Origin of the sequence: Streptomyces sp. NPDC057438, from assembly GCF_042802995.1 — a bacterium.
GTDB lineage: Bacteria > Actinomycetota > Actinomycetes > Streptomycetales > Streptomycetaceae > Streptomyces.
Genome location: NZ_JBHVDD010000006.1, coordinates 81304 through 97381, shown reverse-complemented (window position 1 = coordinate 97381; position 16078 = coordinate 81304). Strand labels below are relative to the sequence as shown.

General features: G+C 72.0%; 14 protein-coding genes. 7 read left to right on the top strand and 7 right to left on the bottom strand.

Annotation, left to right across the window (positions count from 1 at the left end; all coding sequences use genetic code 11):
* The first annotated feature begins 26 nt into the window (after nt 1–26).
* From ACFU5F_RS06190 to ACFU5F_RS06180, 3 genes are read left to right on the top strand one after another with little or no spacing between them, the layout of a single operon-like run.
* On the top strand, nt 27–1520 hold the full coding sequence (locus ACFU5F_RS06190) for an aldehyde dehydrogenase (RefSeq protein ID WP_383882661.1): 1494 nt from the start codon (nt 27–29) through the stop codon (nt 1518–1520).
* A gap of 6 nt (nt 1521–1526) precedes the next feature.
* Nucleotides 1527–1760: a ferredoxin gene (locus ACFU5F_RS06185; RefSeq protein WP_383882660.1), complete on the top strand. Its 234-nt coding sequence runs from the start codon at nt 1527–1529 to the stop codon at nt 1758–1760.
* Nucleotides 1761–1815: 55 nt separating this feature from the next.
* A complete protein-coding gene (locus ACFU5F_RS06180) occupies nt 1816–2682 on the top strand; it encodes a tetratricopeptide repeat protein (protein ID WP_383882658.1) in 867 nt (288 codons plus the stop codon).
* A 340-nt stretch (nt 2683–3022) separates the two neighbouring features.
* Here the strand turns inward: ACFU5F_RS06180 and ACFU5F_RS06175 are convergent, their stop codons facing one another.
* Nucleotides 3023–3661, bottom strand: a complete 639-nt coding sequence (locus ACFU5F_RS06175; protein ID WP_383882657.1) for a TetR family transcriptional regulator — start codon at nt 3659–3661, stop codon at nt 3023–3025.
* Nucleotides 3662–3887: 226 nt separating this feature from the next.
* Here ACFU5F_RS06175 and ACFU5F_RS06170 point away from each other — a divergent pair, with 226 nt between their 5' ends.
* From ACFU5F_RS06170 to ACFU5F_RS06160, 3 genes are read left to right on the top strand one after another with little or no spacing between them, the layout of a single operon-like run.
* Nucleotides 3888–5393, top strand: a complete 1506-nt coding sequence (locus tag ACFU5F_RS06170) for a glycosyltransferase family 4 protein (protein ID WP_383882654.1) — start codon at nt 3888–3890, stop codon at nt 5391–5393.
* On the top strand, nt 5387–6154 hold the full coding sequence (locus ACFU5F_RS06165; protein WP_383882652.1) for a class I SAM-dependent methyltransferase: 768 nt from the start codon (nt 5387–5389) through the stop codon (nt 6152–6154). The genes ACFU5F_RS06170 and ACFU5F_RS06165 overlap by 7 nt, the downstream gene beginning before the upstream one ends.
* The gene (locus ACFU5F_RS06160; protein ID WP_319365075.1) at nt 6151–7230 is read left to right on the top strand and encodes a prenyltransferase; all 1080 of its coding nucleotides are present in this window, start codon (nt 6151–6153) and stop codon (nt 7228–7230) included. Before ACFU5F_RS06165 ends, ACFU5F_RS06160 begins: the two co-directional genes overlap by 4 nt.
* 73 nt (nt 7231–7303) lie before the next feature.
* On the opposite strand, the gene ACFU5F_RS06155 is transcribed toward ACFU5F_RS06160, so the two are convergent.
* The 4 genes from ACFU5F_RS06155 to ACFU5F_RS06140 form a co-directional block, all read right to left on the bottom strand.
* Entirely contained in the window at nt 7304–7591 is a 288-nt protein-coding gene (locus tag ACFU5F_RS06155; RefSeq protein WP_033527342.1) for a hypothetical protein, read from the bottom strand.
* Between the two features lie 45 nt (nt 7592–7636).
* Nucleotides 7637–8647, bottom strand: coding sequence for an LLM class F420-dependent oxidoreductase (locus ACFU5F_RS06150; protein ID WP_383882648.1), 1011 nt, complete (start codon nt 8645–8647; stop codon nt 7637–7639).
* 113 nt (nt 8648–8760) lie between these two features.
* The gene (locus ACFU5F_RS06145; protein ID WP_383882645.1) at nt 8761–9591 is read right to left on the bottom strand and encodes a hypothetical protein; all 831 of its coding nucleotides are present in this window, start codon (nt 9589–9591) and stop codon (nt 8761–8763) included.
* A gap of 382 nt (nt 9592–9973) precedes the next feature.
* Nucleotides 9974–10978, bottom strand: coding sequence for an N-acetylmuramoyl-L-alanine amidase (locus ACFU5F_RS06140; RefSeq protein WP_383882643.1), 1005 nt, complete (start codon nt 10976–10978; stop codon nt 9974–9976).
* Nucleotides 10979–11257: 279 nt separating this feature from the next.
* Here ACFU5F_RS06140 and ACFU5F_RS06135 point away from each other — a divergent pair, with 279 nt between their 5' ends.
* A complete protein-coding gene (locus ACFU5F_RS06135) occupies nt 11258–13447 on the top strand; it encodes a restriction endonuclease (RefSeq protein ID WP_383882640.1) in 2190 nt (729 codons plus the stop codon).
* Between the two features lie 44 nt (nt 13448–13491).
* On the opposite strand, the gene ACFU5F_RS06130 is transcribed toward ACFU5F_RS06135, so the two are convergent.
* The gene (locus ACFU5F_RS06130) at nt 13492–14166 is read right to left on the bottom strand and encodes a class I SAM-dependent methyltransferase (RefSeq protein WP_383882637.1); all 675 of its coding nucleotides are present in this window, start codon (nt 14164–14166) and stop codon (nt 13492–13494) included.
* A gap of 306 nt (nt 14167–14472) precedes the next feature.
* Nucleotides 14473–15990 (bottom strand): MFS transporter, encoded by a 1518-nt coding sequence (locus ACFU5F_RS06125; protein ID WP_383882633.1) that lies wholly within the window; start codon nt 15988–15990, stop codon nt 14473–14475.
* Nucleotides 15991–16078: the final 88 nt, after the last annotated feature.

Here is a 16078-nt window from a genome sequence, read left to right as displayed (position 1 = left end):
AGAAGTGGCTCCGGGAGGCAGCGGCCATGACCGAACTCGTGGAACACGGACAGCTGTTCATCGGCGGGGAGTTGACGGATCCCCTGGGCACCGACGTCATCGAGGTGGTCTCCCCGCACACCGAGGAGGTCATCGGCCGCGTCCCGCACGCGTCGCGCGCGGACGTCGACCGGGCCGTGGCCGCCGCACGCCACGCCTTCGACCACGGCCCCTGGCCGCGCATGACCCTCGACGAACGCATCGAGGTCGTCACCCGGATCAAGGACGCCTTCGCCGTACGCCACGAGGAGTTCGCCCGGATCATCAGCTCGGAGAACGGCACCCCCGTCACCTCCAGCGTGATGGTGCAGGCGCTCGCCTCGATGTTGGTGTGGGACGCGGCGATCACGACGGCTCGCGGTTTCACGTACGAGGAGCGGCGCGACGGCGTGCTCGGCAAGATCCTGGTGCGGCGCGAGCCGGTCGGGGTGGTCGCGGCGGTCGTCCCCTGGAACGTCCCGCAGTTCACCGCCGCCGCGAAACTCGCCCCCGCCCTCCTCGCCGGCTGCCCGGCGATCCTGAAGGTCTCGCCCGAAACCCCCCTGGACGCCTACCTGTTGGCGGAGATCGCCGCCGAGGCGGGCCTGCCCGAGGGCGTGCTGTCCATCCTTCCCGCCGACCGCGAGGTCAGCGAATACCTGGTGGGGCACCCGGGCGTCGACAAGGTCTCCTTCACCGGTTCGGTCGCCGCGGGCAAACGGGTCATGGAGGTCGCCGCCCGCAACCTCACCCGCGTCACGCTGGAGCTGGGCGGCAAGTCGGCGGCGGTGATCCTGCCGGACGCGCACGCGCAGACCGCCGTCAACGGCATCGCCCCCTTCGCCTGGATGATCAACGGCCAGGCGTGCGTCGCCCAGACGCGCATCCTCGTACCCCGCTCCCGCTACGACGAGTTCGCCGAGGCCTTCGCGGCCTACGCCTCCGCGCTGAAGATCGGCGACCCGCTCGACCCGGCCACCGAACTCGGCCCGCTCGTCGCCCAGCGCCAGCAGCGCCGCAGCCTCGACTACATCCGCATCGGCCAGGAGGAGGGCGCCAAGATCCTCACCGGCGGCGGCCGTCCCGCCGGCCAGGAGCGCGGCTGGTACGTGGAACCGACGCTCTTCGGTGACGTCGACAACTCCATGCGCATCGCCCGCGAGGAGATCTTCGGCCCGGTGATCTGCCTCCTGCCGTACGGCGACGAGGCCGAGGCCGTACGCATCGCCAACGACTCCGACTACGGCCTCAGTGGCAGCGTCTGGACCGCCGACGACGAACGCGGTATCGACATCGCCCGCCGGGTCCGCACCGGCACCTACTCCGTCAACACCTTCAGCCTCGACATGCTCGGCCCCTTCGGCGGCTACAAGAACTCCGGTCTGGGGCGGGAGTTCGGGCCCGAGGGCTACGGCGAGTACCTGGAGCACAAGATGATCCACCTCCCGGCCGGGTACGAGCCGCCCGGCACCGCCACCGTCACCGTCGACGAGGCGGAGTGACCGGCGATGGGTGACCGCTGGAACGTGGAGGTCGACCGCGCCGTCTGTATCGGCTCCGCCCAGTGCACGCACCTCGCCCCGGACGCCTTCCGCCTCGACTCCGCGATGCAGTCCCACCCCCTCGCCCCCGACACCGACGCCAACGAGCGCATCCTGAAGGCGGCCGAGGGCTGCCCGGTGGAGGCGATCGCGATCGCCCTGGCGGACAGCGGGGAGCCGGTGTTCCCGCCCGAGGAGTAGCGGCCTACGCTCTGCGGTCGGTACGAGAACGATCGGGAAGTCGGGGCGGGAAAGCGTGCGGAAGTCCGAGGCCAGGGAACTGATCAGACTGGCGCGGGAGGCGTGGGACGCCGAGGAGTGGCGGCGCGCCGCCGACCTCTACGAACAGGTGCTCGCCCATTACCCGGACGAGAGGCCGAGCGCGGAGTGGTGGTACGACGCCGCGCTCGGCCACAAGTTCCTGCGCGACTGGGACAAGGCGTACGAGCTGGGTGTCCAGGCCGCCGCCCGCGCACCGCGCGGAGAGGGCGACCCCGCCTTCTGGAACCTGGGCATCGCGGCCACGGTCCGCCGCGACTGGGCCGTCGCCCGCGACGCCTGGGCCGACTTCGGCATCACCCTGCCCGACGGCGAGGGCGAGATCCACGGCCGCTTCGGCCATGCCTGCGTCCGCCTGGACACCGAGGGCTCGCGCGAGGTGGTGTGGATCGAGCGGCTGTGCCCGACGCGCGGGCGCGTGCTGAACGTCCCCGTGACCGGCGGCCGTCGCCACGGCGAGATCGTCCTCCACGACGGAGAGCCCAACGGTGAACGCGTCGTCGACGGCTCGGCCTTCCCCGTCTTCGACGAACTGCTGCTCTTCGAGCCGTCCGACCTGCCCACGTGCCAGGTGACGGTCGCTGCCGGTGAGCCGGAGGACCTGGACGTCCTCACCGCCCTCTTCGCCGACCACGGCTTCGCCGCCGAGCCCGCGGACACCCTGACGACCCACTGCGCCTGCTGCAGCGAGGGCACCCTCCACAAGGAGCCCCGGGCGACCCGCGCGGGTGCCCAGCGCGTCTCCCTCGCAGCCCCGGAGGACGAGGCCCGCCGCCTGCTCGACCGATGGGCGGGGGAGAAGGCGATCGGGCGGAGCTGGAGCGGGCTGGAGGCCGTGGCGTAGCGGGAGGAACGCCCGCTCCGCCCGGAAATGCCGGAAATAGGAAAAAAAGTTCCCTTAGGGGGTTGTCTTCTGCTACGGGCGTTCTATTGTGGAAATCGGCCTACGAGACGAGTGAGGGAGCCGACCGAAGTAGCCGACAGCGGCGTGAGGCAGCAGATCCGCCGGTGCCGACGTCGACGGTCGGGCTGAGAGGCCGGAAGGCAGCACGATGGGGCCTGACGGTGAACCCAGCACCTGATGCCGGATGAGTGGTACCGGCACAGGAACCCGTCTCGTAGGTCTTTTCTCTGACGTTCTCCTCCGCCGTTTCCGGCCTGCTTCCGCCTGCCTCCTGCCTGCTTCAGGCCTGCGTCCGCCGGTCCGGGGCCGTCAGGTCGATCAGGCGGCACACCGTCTCGATGTCTATCTTCACCTGGGCGATCGAGGCGCGGCCGGACAGCCAGGTGATCAGGGCCGAGTGCCAGGTGTGCTCGATGACCCGGACCGCCGACAGCTGCTCCGGGCCCGGGTTCTCCAGCCCCATGGCGTCGAGGATGATCGCGGTCGTCTGGTGGGAGACCTGGTCGACCTCGGGGCTGACGCTGCGGTCGGCGAAGGTCAGCGCGCGGACCATGGCGTCGGCGAGATGGGGCTCGCGCTGCAGGGCGCGGAAGGCACGCATCAGGGTCTCGGCGACGCGCTCGGCCGCCGTCGCGCCGCTCGGCGGCTTCTTGCGGAGCGTGCCGTGCATGTGCTCCAGCTGGTCCTGCATCGTGGCGACCAGCAGATGGATCTTGGACGGGAAGTAGCGGTAGAGCGTGCCGAGCGCGACCTGCGAGGACTCGGCGACCTCCCGCATCTGCACGGCGTCGAAACCGCCCCGGCTGGCCAGCTGGGCGCTCGCGTGCAGGATGCGGCGCCGGCGGGCCTCCTGCCGCTCCGTGAGGGGCGGTGAGTCCGGTCGCCCGGCGCCGGCTTCCACCTTGACTTCCGCAGCCATGGGTCTCGTTCCGTGACAGTCGTGATGGTCGTGACGGTCGGTGAGGGTATGCGATCAAATAGCATGCCAGGGCGTGTGCCGTGGCGTGAATCACCTGATCCACCTCTCACAGCCGTTCTACCAGCCGGTAGATTCAGAGCCTCTTGAACGATCAACTCTGAAACTTGTTCTAGATTACCGTCTCGTCGTAATCTCACGGGAAATCGCAGTGAGAAGGGGGCCAGGAGTGACCGCGGAGGCCAGTCAGGCGGGGTCCCGACGTGACCTCGCCGCGGACGGCGAGCGACCGCTCACCATCGCCCTCCTCACCTATAAGGGGAACCCGTTCTGCGGGGGACAGGGCGTCTACGTACGGCACCTCTCGCGCGAGCTCGCCCGCCTCGGCCACCGGGTCGAGGTGATCGGCTCCCAGCCGTACCCCGTGCTCGACGAGGACGCCGTACCCGCCGACGGCCCGGGCGGGGTCTCCCTCACCGAGCTGCCGAGCCTCGACCTCTACCGCCAGCCCGACCCGTTCCGCACCCCGAAGCGGGACGAGTACCGCGACTGGGTGGACGCCCTCGAAGTGGCGACGATGTGGACCGGCGGCTTCCCCGAGCCCCTGACCTTCTCCCTGCGCGCCCGCCGCCATCTGCGCGCCCGGCGCGGGGAGTTCGACGTCGTCCACGACAACCAGACCCTCGGGTACGGGCTGTTGGGTGACGTGGGCGCACCCCTGGTCACCACCATCCACCACCCCATCACCGTGGACCGGCAGCTGGAGCTGGACGCGGCCGAGGGATGGCAGCGGCGGATGTCCGTGCGCCGCTGGTACGCGTTCACGCGCATGCAGAAGAGGGTCGCGCGGCGGCTGCCGTCCGTGCTCACCGTCTCCGGCACCTCCCGCCAGGAGATCGTCGACCACCTCGGCGTCCGCGACGACCGGATGCACGTCGTGCACATAGGCGCCGACACCGACCTCTTCTCGCCGGATCCGGCGGTGGCCCGGGTGCCGGGCCGGATCGTCACCACCTCCAGCGCGGACGTGCCGCTCAAGGGGCTCGTCTTCCTCGTCGAGGCGCTCGCCAAGGTGCGCGCCGAGCACCCCGCCGCCCACCTCGTCGTCGTCGGCAAGCGGCCCACCGAGGGCCCGGTCGCCCAGGCCGTAGAACGCTACGGCCTCGAAGGCGCCGTCGAGTTCGTCAAGGGCATCTCCGACGCCGAACTGGTCGACCTGGTCCGCTCGGCCGAGGCCGCCTGCGTGCCCTCGCTGTACGAGGGGTTCTCCCTGCCGGCCGCCGAGGCCATGGCCACCGCCACGCCGTTGGTCGCCACCACCGGCGGAGCCATACCGGAGGTCGCCGGACCCGACGGCGAGACCTGCCTCGCGGTGCCCCCGGGCGACGCGGGCGCCCTGGCCGCCGCCCTGAGCCGGCTCCTCGGCGACCCGGAACTCCGGCGCCGGCTCGGCCGCGCCGGCCGCGAACGGGTGCTCCGGCGCTTCACCTGGGCCCGCGCCGCCGAGGGCACGGTGGCCCACTACCGCGAGGCCGTGGCCCGCGCCGAGGGACGCCGGACGAGGACCGCCGCGAGCGCCGCGCCGGCGGGGGACCACTCCGCCGACGCCCCCGAGATCGCAGAACCCGTAGAAGCCGCGGAGGCCGTGGACACCCACGAGGCCGTCCCGGTCGCCGGTGACGTAGTCGAGACCAACCGCGAAAGCGCCAACCGCGAAAGCAGGGCCACGTGCTGACCGTCGATTTCTCCCGCTTCCCCCTCGCCCCCGGGGACCGGGTCCTGGATCTCGGCTGTGGAGCGGGCCGGCACGCCTTCGAGTGCTACCGGCGCGGCGCCCGGGTCGTGGCCCTCGACCAGAACGGCGAGGAGATCCGCGAGGTCGCCAAGTGGTTCGCGGCGATGAAGGAGGCGGGTGAGGCCCCCGAGGGTGCCACCGCGACGGCCATGGAGGGCGACGCCCTCGCGCTGCCCTTCCCCGACGAGTCCTTCGACGTCGTCATCATCTCCGAGGTGATGGAGCACATCCCCGACGACAAGGGCGTCCTGGCCGAGATGGTCCGGGTGCTGCGGCCCGGCGGCCGCATAGCCATCACCGTCCCGCGCTACGGCCCCGAGAAGGTCTGCTGGGCCCTCTCCGACGCCTACCACGAGGTCGAGGGCGGCCACATCCGCATCTACAAGGCGGACGAGCTGCTGGCCAGGATCCGCGAGGCGGGCCTCAAGCCGTACGGCACCCACCACGCGCACGCCCTGCACTCGCCGTACTGGTGGCTGAAGTGCGCGTTCGGCGTCGACAACGACAAGGCGCTGCCCGTGCGCGCGTACCACAAGCTGCTGGTCTGGGACATCATGAAGAAGCCGCTGCTCACCCGGGTCGCCGAGGAGGCGCTGAACCCGGTGATCGGCAAGAGTTTCGTGGCCTACGCGACCAAGCCGCACCTGCCACCCCTGGCCGCCAGGGACGCCGACGGCGTGTCCGAGGCGGCCGCCAAGTGACGACGCCCCGGACAGAACACCTGGTCCTGCCCGGGGTCCTCACCGCGGAGGAGGCCGCCGCCACCGTGCGGGGCATCCTCGCGGTGCAGCGCGCGGACGGTGCCATCCCGTGGTTCCGGGGACACCACCTCGACCCCTGGGACCACACCGAGGCGGCCATGGCCCTGGACGCGGCCGGCGAGCACGAGGCCGCCGAACGCGCCTACGCCTGGCTGAGCCGGCACCAGAACCCCGACGGCTCCTGGTACGCCGCCTACGCCGACGGGGACGCCGACGACGTCACCGACCGGGGCCGCGAGACGAACTTCGTCGCCTACATCGCCGTCGGCGTCTGGCACCACTACCTGGCCACCGGCGACGACACCTTCCTCGACCGCATGTGGCCCGCCGTCTACGCGGCGATCGAGTACGTCCTGCGGCTCCAGCAGCCCGGCGGCCAGATCGGCTGGAAGCGCGAGGACGACGGCACCCCGGTGAACGACGCCCTGTTGACCGGCAGTTCGTCCATCCACCACGCGCTGCGCTGCGCGCTCGCCATCGCCGAACAGCGCGAGGAGCCGCAGCCCGACTGGGAGCTGGCGGTCGGCGCGCTCCGGCACGCGATACGCCGGCACCCCGAGCGGTTCCTCGACAAGGACCGCTACTCGATGGACTGGTACTACCCCGTCCTCGGTGGCGCGCTGACCGGCACCGAGGCCAAGTCCCGTGTGGAGGAGGGCTGGGACCGCTTCGTCGTGCCCGGCCTCGGCGTCCGCTGCGTGGTCCCCAACCCGTGGGTGACCGGCGGCGAGTCGGCCGAACTCGCCCTGGCCCTCTGGGCGATGGGCGAGTCCGACCGCGCCCTGGACATCCTCCAGTCCATCCAGCACCTGCGTGATCCCGGCTCGGGCCTGTACTGGACGGGTTACGTCTTCGAGGACCGGGCCGTCTGGCCCGAGGAACTGACCTCCTGGACCGCCGGATCCGTGCTGCTGGCCGTGGCCGCGCTGGGCGGCGACGAGGCGACCTGCGCGGTCTTCGGCGGGGAGCGCCTGCCGCGCGGGCTGGACGACTTCGACGACTCCGAGTGCTGTTGAGGTGAGGGGGCGCGGCCCCGCTTCTCAAGGAAGCGGAGGCCGCGTGCCCAGCCCTCACGGAACCCGCACCCGCTCAGTGGCGGTGCATCCGGTTGGCGATCGCGTGCCCCACGAACAGGTAGACGACGGCCGCCAGACCGTAGCCCGCCACCACCCGCGCCCACTGCTCGTCGAAGGTGAACAGGTCGTGCGACCAGCCGGCGAGCCAGCGGGCCGCGTCATGGACGAACTGCACGAAGTCGTTCGCGCCGTTGGCGCCCAGCAGATACATCAGGATCCACAGGCCCAGGATGAAGGCCATGACGTCGGCGACGATCGCTATGACCCGCCCCGCCTGGTTGGAGCCGCTATATCGAGACATGCTCAACGGGTTGCCCGGATATCTGTCCTGAAACTCCCGCCCCCGCTACGAGTTGAGCTCCGCCAGCACCCGCAAGGTGCGCGGATCGGGTGCCAGCACCAGCAGATCCGTCACCGGCCCCTTGCGCCACGACTCCAGCCGCTCCGCGATCCGTTCGCGCGGACCGACCAGGGAGATCTCGTCGGCGAAGGCGTCCGGCACGGCGAGCACGGCCTCCTCGCGCCGCCCGTCGAGGAAGAGGCGCTGGATGTGCCGGGCCTCCTCCTCGTACCCCATGCGGGCCATGAGGTCGGCGTGGAAGTTGCGCCTGGCGTGCCCCATCCCGCCGATGTAGAAGCCCAGCATGGCCTTCACCGGCAGCAGCCCTTCGGCGACGTCCTCGCAGACCTGCGCCCGGACCATGGGCGCGACGAGGAAGCCGTCGGGCATCTGGGTCAGCGAGCCCTCGTAGACGTCGGTCCGGAAGGGCGACCAGTACAACGGCAGCCAGCCGTCCGCGATCCGGGTCGTCTGCGCGATGTTCTTCGGCCCCTCGGCGCCCAGCAGGACGGGCAGGTCCGCGCGGAGGGGATGGGTGATGGACTTGAGCGCCTTGCCGATGCCGGAGCCGTCCGGCCCGTCGTAGGGGAGCGGGTGGAAGCGTCCGTCGAGTGCGACGGGCCCCTCACGCCTGAGGACTTGGCGGACGACGTCGACGTACTCCCTGGTCGCGGTCAGCGGGGACCTCGGGAACGGCCGCCCGTACCAGCCCTCGACGACCTGCGGCCCGGAGAGCCCGAGTCCGAGCAGGGCCCGCCCGCCGGAGAGGTGGTCCAGGGTCAGGGCGTGCATCGCGGTGGTGGTGGGCGACCGGGCGGCCATCTGCGCGACGGCCGTGCCCAGCCTGATCCGCGAGGTGTGCGCGGCGATCCAGGTGAGCGGGGTGAAGGCGTCCGAGCCCCAGGACTCCGCGGTCCACACCGAGTCGTAGCCGAGCCGCTCCGCCTCCTGGGCGAGCGGGACGTGGTCCGCGGAGGGGCCGCGCCCCCAGTAGCCGAGTGCCAGACCGAGCCGCATCTGCCTGCCTCCTGACGATGTGTCAGCTGTTCGGGCGGGAGGCGACTGTACGACAGCGGCCCCCCGCTCGGAAGAGCGAGGGGCCGGCCGTACGACTGTGGGCTTCGTGCTGATCAGCCGCGCTGGATACCGCTGGTGTCCTGCAGTACGCCACGACGGCCGTCCTGCGTCTGGGCCACCAGGTTGGCGCCGCGCTGCTCGACCGCCAGGTACCAGGTACCCGGCGCGAGTTCGGCGATCGTCGACTGGGAGCCGTCCTCGGCGAACAGCGGGCGGGCCACCGGCACCGCGAACCAGAACGGCGAGAAGTCACCGGCCGGCGGCTGCGGGGCCGCGGCCTGCTGCTGCGGAGCACCACCGAAAGGCGCCCCCGGTCCCGGCTGGCCGGGCCCCGGCTGCCCCGCACCGAACGGCCCCGGCGCACCGGCGCCCGGGTACCCGTAACCACCGGGCGGCTGGGCCCCGTACGGCTGCGGCGCGGCCGGACGCGGGGCGCCGACCAGGGCGGCCTTGAGGGCGGGGACGAGGGGGGTGGCGATGGCGGCGCCGGCCAGGAGCAGGGTCGCGATCAGGCCGAGGATTAGGCCAGCACCGGAATCGGGCTCCGAGCCTCCGAGGCTGCCGAAGAACTCCTCCATCGCACCCAGCGGGTCGATGATCGACCAGAACGAGGTCCACGCGGCGAAGATCGTCAGCGCCACCCCGAGCTGGCCGAGGTCGAGACCGACGACCTTGGGCGGCTGCGGCAGCGCACGGGCGATGACGATCAGCACCGCACCGATGATGCCGCCGACGTACATGCTCATCACCAAGCCGAGGTTGTCCCAGGCATTGGGTACGTCGTCGCCGGAGCCGTCGAACGTGTCGAGGAACGACGCGATGAACAGCAATACCGCTGCTCCGATCACGACGCCGTCGCCTCTGGTGAGGGAGCGGATATTCACTTCAGGTCCTTCGTCAGTCGTCTCGTCGTCGGTGGAGGCGTCGCCGTCACCATGTCGCCGTCAGGCCGTGGTGGGAAGCGCGGGGGTGGCCCCTCATCGTAGGGACGACCTTATCGTCCGACCGACTTGGGTGTCCTCCGGGATCATCCCGGTGATCACGACCCGCCCGCTACCCTCGCAGGAAACTCACGATTTCCTCAGAGTCCCCCTGCTCCGCTTTCTGCCGCCACGCACCGCTGGTCGACGGTGCCGGGTCATGGATATCGCGCATCGCGGCGCGTAAGACGAACACGGCGGGAACCGTTGACAGATTGAGACCGCTCGCACTTCATTCCGTGGTGCACCGGGTTAGCGGCCGGAGTTCCCCCTAGGGGAGTGTTGTTCAATTTTCGAGGAAGCTCGTGATGCCGTCCGAGATTCCCCGGGCCGCTTTCTGGCGCCAGGGTCCGCTGGTGAGCCGGGCCGCGTCCTTGCTGTCACGCATGTTGCCGCACTCGATGAACACCTTGGGGACGGTGGAGAGGTTGAGACCGCCGAGGTCGGTGCGGGTCACGATGCCGGTGCCGTCGCCCACGTAGTTGGAGGGGGCGCTGCCGGTGGCGCGGACGAAGAAGCCCGCGATGCGTTCGCCGAGGTCGCGGGAGGGCGCGACGATCGGCCGGGTGTCGGCGGAGCCCTCGTGGACCGAGCCCGGCAGGATCACGTGGAAGCCGCGGTTGCCGGCGCCGGAGCCGTCGGCGTGGATCGAGACCACCGCGTCCGCCTTCGCCTCGTTGCCGATCCGCGCCCGCTCGTCGATGCACGGACCCCAGGCCCGGTCGTCGTCCTGCGTGAACTTCACCGTGGCGCCCCGCTGTTCGAGGAGGGTCCGCAGCCGCCGGGAGACGTCCAGCGTGAACCGGGCTTCCGGATAGCCGTCGTTGGTGGTCGTCCCCGTCGTGTCGCACTCCTTCGCGTGCGTCCCGATGTCCACCTTGCGGTTGATCTCGGCCGTGTGCTTGAAGTTGCCAGGGTTGTGACCCGGGTCGATGACGACGACCTTGCCCTTGAGGGGGCCGGTGGCGGCGGGCCCGGAGGCGGAACCGGAGGGGCTCGCCTGCTCGCCGTCCCCGCCGCTCGTGCCCTTGCCGCCGTCCTTGCCGCCGTCGGAGGCGGTCGGTGCGCCGGACGGGTCGGGGGACGTGGCCGGCGTCCCCGTCGACCGGGTCTGCGGCCCCGCCCCGCCGGCCGACCCGCCGTTCCCGCCCCCGGAATCCCCGACGGCCTGCCAGACCCCCCACCCGGCCACCGCCCCCACCACGACCGCGGCCACCGCCACGGTCAGCGGACGGCGCAGCGCGGAACGGCGGGACTGGGGCGGATCGAAGTCCGGACCTACGTACGACACGCCTGCCACCTTACGGGTCGGACCAGCCGCACAACGCCCCCGCCGTGGAAGGCCCCCTTTTCGGGTGCCGCCCGTCGGCGGCCCCTCCCTCCCGGGCCGACCGCCCGGGCGGCGGGCCGCGGGACCGGGCGGGGCCGGGTCGCTGACCAGCGGTAGGCGCGGGCGCCGTCACGGGATAAAGTCGGGCGGTTACGTCTGAAAGCCGGACGGTCACGTCTGGTTGTGGGGGCGGGGTTCCGGCGCGCGGTCGGTGGGCCCCGGTGGGAGGGCCTGCAGCACATGAGTCGTCGCTCCAACGGGTTGGCCGGCATCTGGGCCGAGGCACAACGCCAGCAACAGCGTCAGTCGGAGGAACGGGCCCGGCAGCAGCGCGAGTACGAACGGCAGCAACGCGCCTATCAGCGCGAGGTGGCCCGCAGCCAGCGGGAACAGCAGGCGGCGTACCGGCAGCAGCGCGATGCGGAGGCACGGCGGCGTACCGAGGAACTGGACGCGCAGGTCCAGGCGCTGGAGGGGCTGCTGGTCGCCGGCTGCCGGGCCCCGGCGTTCCGGGCCGCGTCCCTCACCCGCACCGAACGGCTGGAGCCGTTCTCCCCCGGGCCGCTCGCCCAGCCGGTCCCCATGCCGGACCCCGGCCACTATCAGGCACAGGGCGGCTGGACCGCCCAGCGCCGGGCACAGGCGCAGGCCGAGGCGCGCGCCCGGTACGAGCACGACTGGCACGCGGCGCAGGCCGCCGAGCAGCAGCGGCAGCGTCAACTGGCGCAGTACCAGCGGCAGTACGAGGAGTGGGCGGAAGGGCAGCGGGCGGAGATCCGGCGGCACAACGCCGGGCTCGCGCAGATGGCGACGGCCCTGCGCGACGGCGACCCGGAGGCCGCCGTCGACTACTTCTCCGCCGCCCTCTACGCCTCACCCGCCTGGCCCGACGGCTTCCCCCGGGGAGTCTCAGCGGCGTACGACTCGGCGGCACGGCACCTGGTCCTGGACTGGGAGCTGCCCCGGTACGACGTCGTCCCCGAGGCCAAGAGCGTCGTCTACATGCCGAGCGTCGACCAGGACAAGGTGCGCCCGCGTCCGGTCACCCAGCGGCGCGCTCTCTACCGCGACGTGCTCGCGCAGTGCGTCCTGCTCGTGCTCCACGACCTCTTCGCCGCCGACGAGTTCGGCGCCCTGGATTCCGTCGTCGTGAACGGGTTCGTGGACGACCACGATCCGGCGACCGGGCGTCGAACCCAGATCGTCCTGGCGGCCCTCACCGTGTCCCGGTCGGTCTTCGCCGAGCTGCGGCTGGAGCAGGTCAGCGCCGTGGACTGCCTGACGGACGGGCTCCGGGGCAGGCTCTCCGCCCGCCCCGACCAGCGCACGCCCGTCCGCCCCGAGCGCAGGCCCGACGACGTGGGCAACGGCGTCGTCACGCACGGCGGCGAGGACGAGCCCGACCTGCTGGAGATGGATCCCCTCGCCTTCGAGGCACTGGTCGCCGAGTTGTTCCGGGCCATGGGCATGCAGGCGGTCACGACCCAGCGCTCGGGCGACGGCGGGGTGGACGTCGACGCCCTGGACCCGGCCCCGATCCGGGGTGGCAAGATCGTCGTGCAGGTCAAGCGGTACCGCAACACGGTCCCGCCGACAGCCGTCCGCGACCTCTACGGCACGGTCCAGGACGCCGGCGCCAACAAGGGTGTCCTGGTGACGACGTCCAAGTTCGGGCCCGGTTCCCACACCTTCGCCAACGGCAAACCGCTGGAGCTGGTCTCGGGCCGCGAACTCGTCGACCTGCTGCACCGGCACGGGCTCCGGGGACGCCTGGGCACCGGCGAGCGCCCCGCGCCCGCGCCGGCGTCCTCGACGGCCCCCACCGTGGTGCTGCCCGCCCAGCGCACCCCGGCGGACGACCCGGACGCGTCGGGCTCCGCGGGAGTCCCGGGGGTCCCGGGTTCCTCGGACGGCGCGGACGGCACGGACCCGGGCCCGGCTCCGGACGACCACAGCGTGCTCGGCATGTACTGGACCGGCGGCGTCGCCCTGGACGTCTGCGCGCTCGTCTGCCACGGCAACCGGGTCCTCAGCGACGACCACTTCGTGTTCTACAACAACCTCCGCACCCCCGACGGCACCGTCCGCGCCGTCCCGCCGACCACGCCCGACAAGGCCGCGATCCTGGTCGCCTTCGACGCGCTGCCGGCCGAGGCCGACCGTCTGGTCCTGGTGGCGGCGATCGACCCCGAAGCAAACCCCGACGCCGATCTCTCCGGCTTCACCGACGCCGGTATCCGCCTCCTGGACCCCTTCCGGACCGAACAGGGCCGCCTCGACGTCTCCGACGGCCGCGCCGGCGAGACGGCCCTCACCCTCGGCTCCTTCCGCCGCCGCGCGGGCGGCGACTGGGACTTCGTCGTCGGCGGCAAGGGGTACCGGGGCGGCCTGGAGGAACTGGTCCAGGACCACGGCATAGAGGTGGCGTAACCCGCCGGCTCCGTGGCCGACGGACTCCCTGCGGGTGCCGCGGGTCAGATCCCGGCCCCGGTCCGCCGCAGCACCCGCAGGGAGTCCGTCGCGGAGACCTCCGTGAAGGCGCCGGAGGCGAGGGCGCGGAGGTAGACGCGGTACGGGGCCTGCCCGGTGAACTCGTCCTCGGGGTCCGGGAAGACGTCGTGGATGACGAGCAGGCCGCCCGGGGCGACGTGCGGGGCCCAGCCCTCATAGTCGGCGGTGGCGTGCTCGTCGGTGTGGCCGCCGTCGACGAAGACGAGGCCGAGGGGGGTGCCCCAGAAGGCCGCGACCTGCGGGGAACGGCCGACGACCGCGACGACGTGCTCCTCCAGGCCCGCCCGGTGCAGGGTGCGGCGGAAGGTGGGGAGCGTGTCCATACGGCCCACCTCGGGGTCGACGGTGGACTCGTCGTGGTACTCCCAGCCCGGCTGCTGCTCCTCGCTGCCCCGGTGATGGTCGACCGTGATCGCCGGCACCCCCGCCGCACGGGCGGCGTCGGCCAGCAGGATCGTCGACCGACCGCAGTACGTCCCCACCTCCAGCAACGGCAGCCCCAGCCGCCCCGCCTCCACCGCCGCGGCGTACAGGGCCAGCCCTTCACCGGCCGGCATGAACCCCTTCGCCGCCTCGAACGCGCCGAGCACCTCCGGCTCGGGCGCCGGCATGGGCGTGGGGTTCGCTGCCGCGGACATGGGTCCTCCGGGTGGTCGTACGTCACAGGGGGCGCCCCATGCTGCCATGCGGTGATCGACGGGAGGGACCGGGGATCGTGTGCGGGACCGGGGACCGGGGATCGTGTGCGGGTGCGGGTGCGGGTGCGGGTGCGGATCCGGGGCCGGGTGGGAGACAAGGCTTCGGCGGGCCTGGAAGGCAGTGGGCGCGGCCCCTGCCTTCCGGGGTGCGGGGAACTGCGCGAGAAGTCCCACCGGACGTGCACTTGCCCACTCACCCCAGGCGGCGCGGCGGGAAGGGGCGCGAGAGGGCGCCGGGGGCGCGACCTAGCGGGCGACGGCCGACGTGCCCTCCCTGGAGGCCACGTCGGCCTCACCCGCACGCTCACCCTCACTGCTCGCGCGCAGCGTCGGCGCGGGGCGCCGGTTCGGCAGGAGCAGGGCCAGCAGGAGGCCGACGGCGACTGCGGCCGTGGCGATGAGGAAGGAGACACGGAACCCGTGCATGGTCGGGATCGCGACCCCGCCGACGTGGTGCGCGGTGTCGGCCAGCACCATGCCGACGACGGCGCTCGACACGGACGTGCCGATGGACCGCATGAGCGTGTTGAGCCCGGTGGCCGCGCCCGTCTCGGACGGGTCGACGGCGCCGATGATCAGCGCGGGCAGCGAGGAGTAGGCGAGGCCGATGCCCGCGCCCAGGACCACCGACACGACCACGGTCTGCCAGGCGGCGCTCATCAGGCCGAGACCGGCGCCGTAGCCGACCGCGATGATCAGCAGGCCCAGGATGAGCGTGGCCCGGGGGCCGTACTTGGCGGAGATCCGGGCGTAGACCGGCGCGGTGAACATCATCGTCAGACCGAGCGGAGCCACGCACAGACCCGCGACGATCATCGACTGCCCGAGACCGTAGCCGGTGGCGGAGGGCAGCTGGAGAAGCTGCGGCAGGACGAGGGAGACGACGTAGAAGGAGACGCCGACCATGATCGAGGCGAGGTTGGTGAGGAGGACCTCGCGGCGGGCGGTGGTGCGCAGATCCACCAGCGGTGCGGGAACCCGCAGCTCCCAGACGCCCCAGAGGAGCAGGACCACGACCGACGCGGCGAACAGGCCGAGCGTGGTCGTGGAGGTCCAGCCCCAGTCGCTGCCCTTGGTGATCGGCAGGAGGAAGAGGACGAGGCCGGCGGAGAGGCCGACCGCGCCGAGGTGGTCGAAGCTGCCCGGTGCGCGCGTCTTCGTCTCCGGTACGGCGACGAGGGTCAGCACGATGGACAGGACGCCGAGACCGGCGGCGCCGAAGAACAGGAGGTGCCAGTCGGCGTTCTGGGCGACCGCGGCGGCGAGGGGCAGGGCGAGCCCGCCGCCGACGCCTATGGAGGAGCTCATCAGCGCCATGGCGGAGCCGAGGCGTTCGCGGGGCAGCTCGTCGCGCATCAGACCGATGCCCAGCGGGATCGCGCCCATGGCGAAGCCCTGGAGGGTACGGCCGACGATCATCGGAAGGAGCGCACTGGTGAAACCGCTGATCAGCGCGCCGACCACCATCACGGCGAGGCTGGCGAGCAGCATGCGGCGCTTGCCGAAGAGGTCGCCGAGACGGCCCATGATCGGGGTGGCCACGGCGCCGGAGAGCAGGGTGGAGGTCAGTACCCAGGTCGCGTTGCTGGGGGAGGTGTCCAGCAACTGCGGAAGGTCCTTGATCACCGGGACCAGCAGGGTCTGCATCACCGCGACGACGATCCCCGCGAAGGCCAGGACCGGGACGATCGCTCCGGGGGAGCGTGTAGGTCCCGTGCCCTCCGCGGCGGGGCGGTCGGCCGTCGGCGGTGCGTGGTGCGTCATGGGGCGGGGCCTCCTGGCCGGGTCAAGGTAGGTGTCAGCTGAACCTCGTGCGCCTGGGCAACTATTCCGTTGTTTTGAGTGACTAACG

What these genes read in the sequence shown, in the direction of transcription:
- ACFU5F_RS06190 (WP_383882661.1), top strand. Translation starts at nt 27, where the DNA reads ATGACCGAACTCGTGGAACACGGACAGCTGTTCATCGGCGGGGAGTTG.
- ACFU5F_RS06185 (WP_383882660.1), top strand. Translation starts at nt 1,527, where the DNA reads ATGGGTGACCGCTGGAACGTGGAGGTCGACCGCGCCGTCTGTATCGGC.
- ACFU5F_RS06175 (WP_383882657.1), bottom strand. Translation starts at nt 3,661, where the DNA reads ATGGCTGCGGAAGTCAAGGTGGAAGCCGGCGCCGGGCGACCGGACTCA.
- ACFU5F_RS06155 (WP_033527342.1), bottom strand. Translation starts at nt 7,591, where the DNA reads ATGTCTCGATATAGCGGCTCCAACCAGGCGGGGCGGGTCATAGCGATC.
- ACFU5F_RS06150 (WP_383882648.1), bottom strand. Translation starts at nt 8,647, where the DNA reads ATGCGGCTCGGTCTGGCACTCGGCTACTGGGGGCGCGGCCCCTCCGCG.
- ACFU5F_RS06135 (WP_383882640.1), top strand. Translation starts at nt 11,258, where the DNA reads ATGAGTCGTCGCTCCAACGGGTTGGCCGGCATCTGGGCCGAGGCACAA.
- ACFU5F_RS06130 (WP_383882637.1), bottom strand. Translation starts at nt 14,166, where the DNA reads ATGTCCGCGGCAGCGAACCCCACGCCCATGCCGGCGCCCGAGCCGGAG.
- ACFU5F_RS06125 (WP_383882633.1), bottom strand. Translation starts at nt 15,990, where the DNA reads ATGACGCACCACGCACCGCCGACGGCCGACCGCCCCGCCGCGGAGGGC.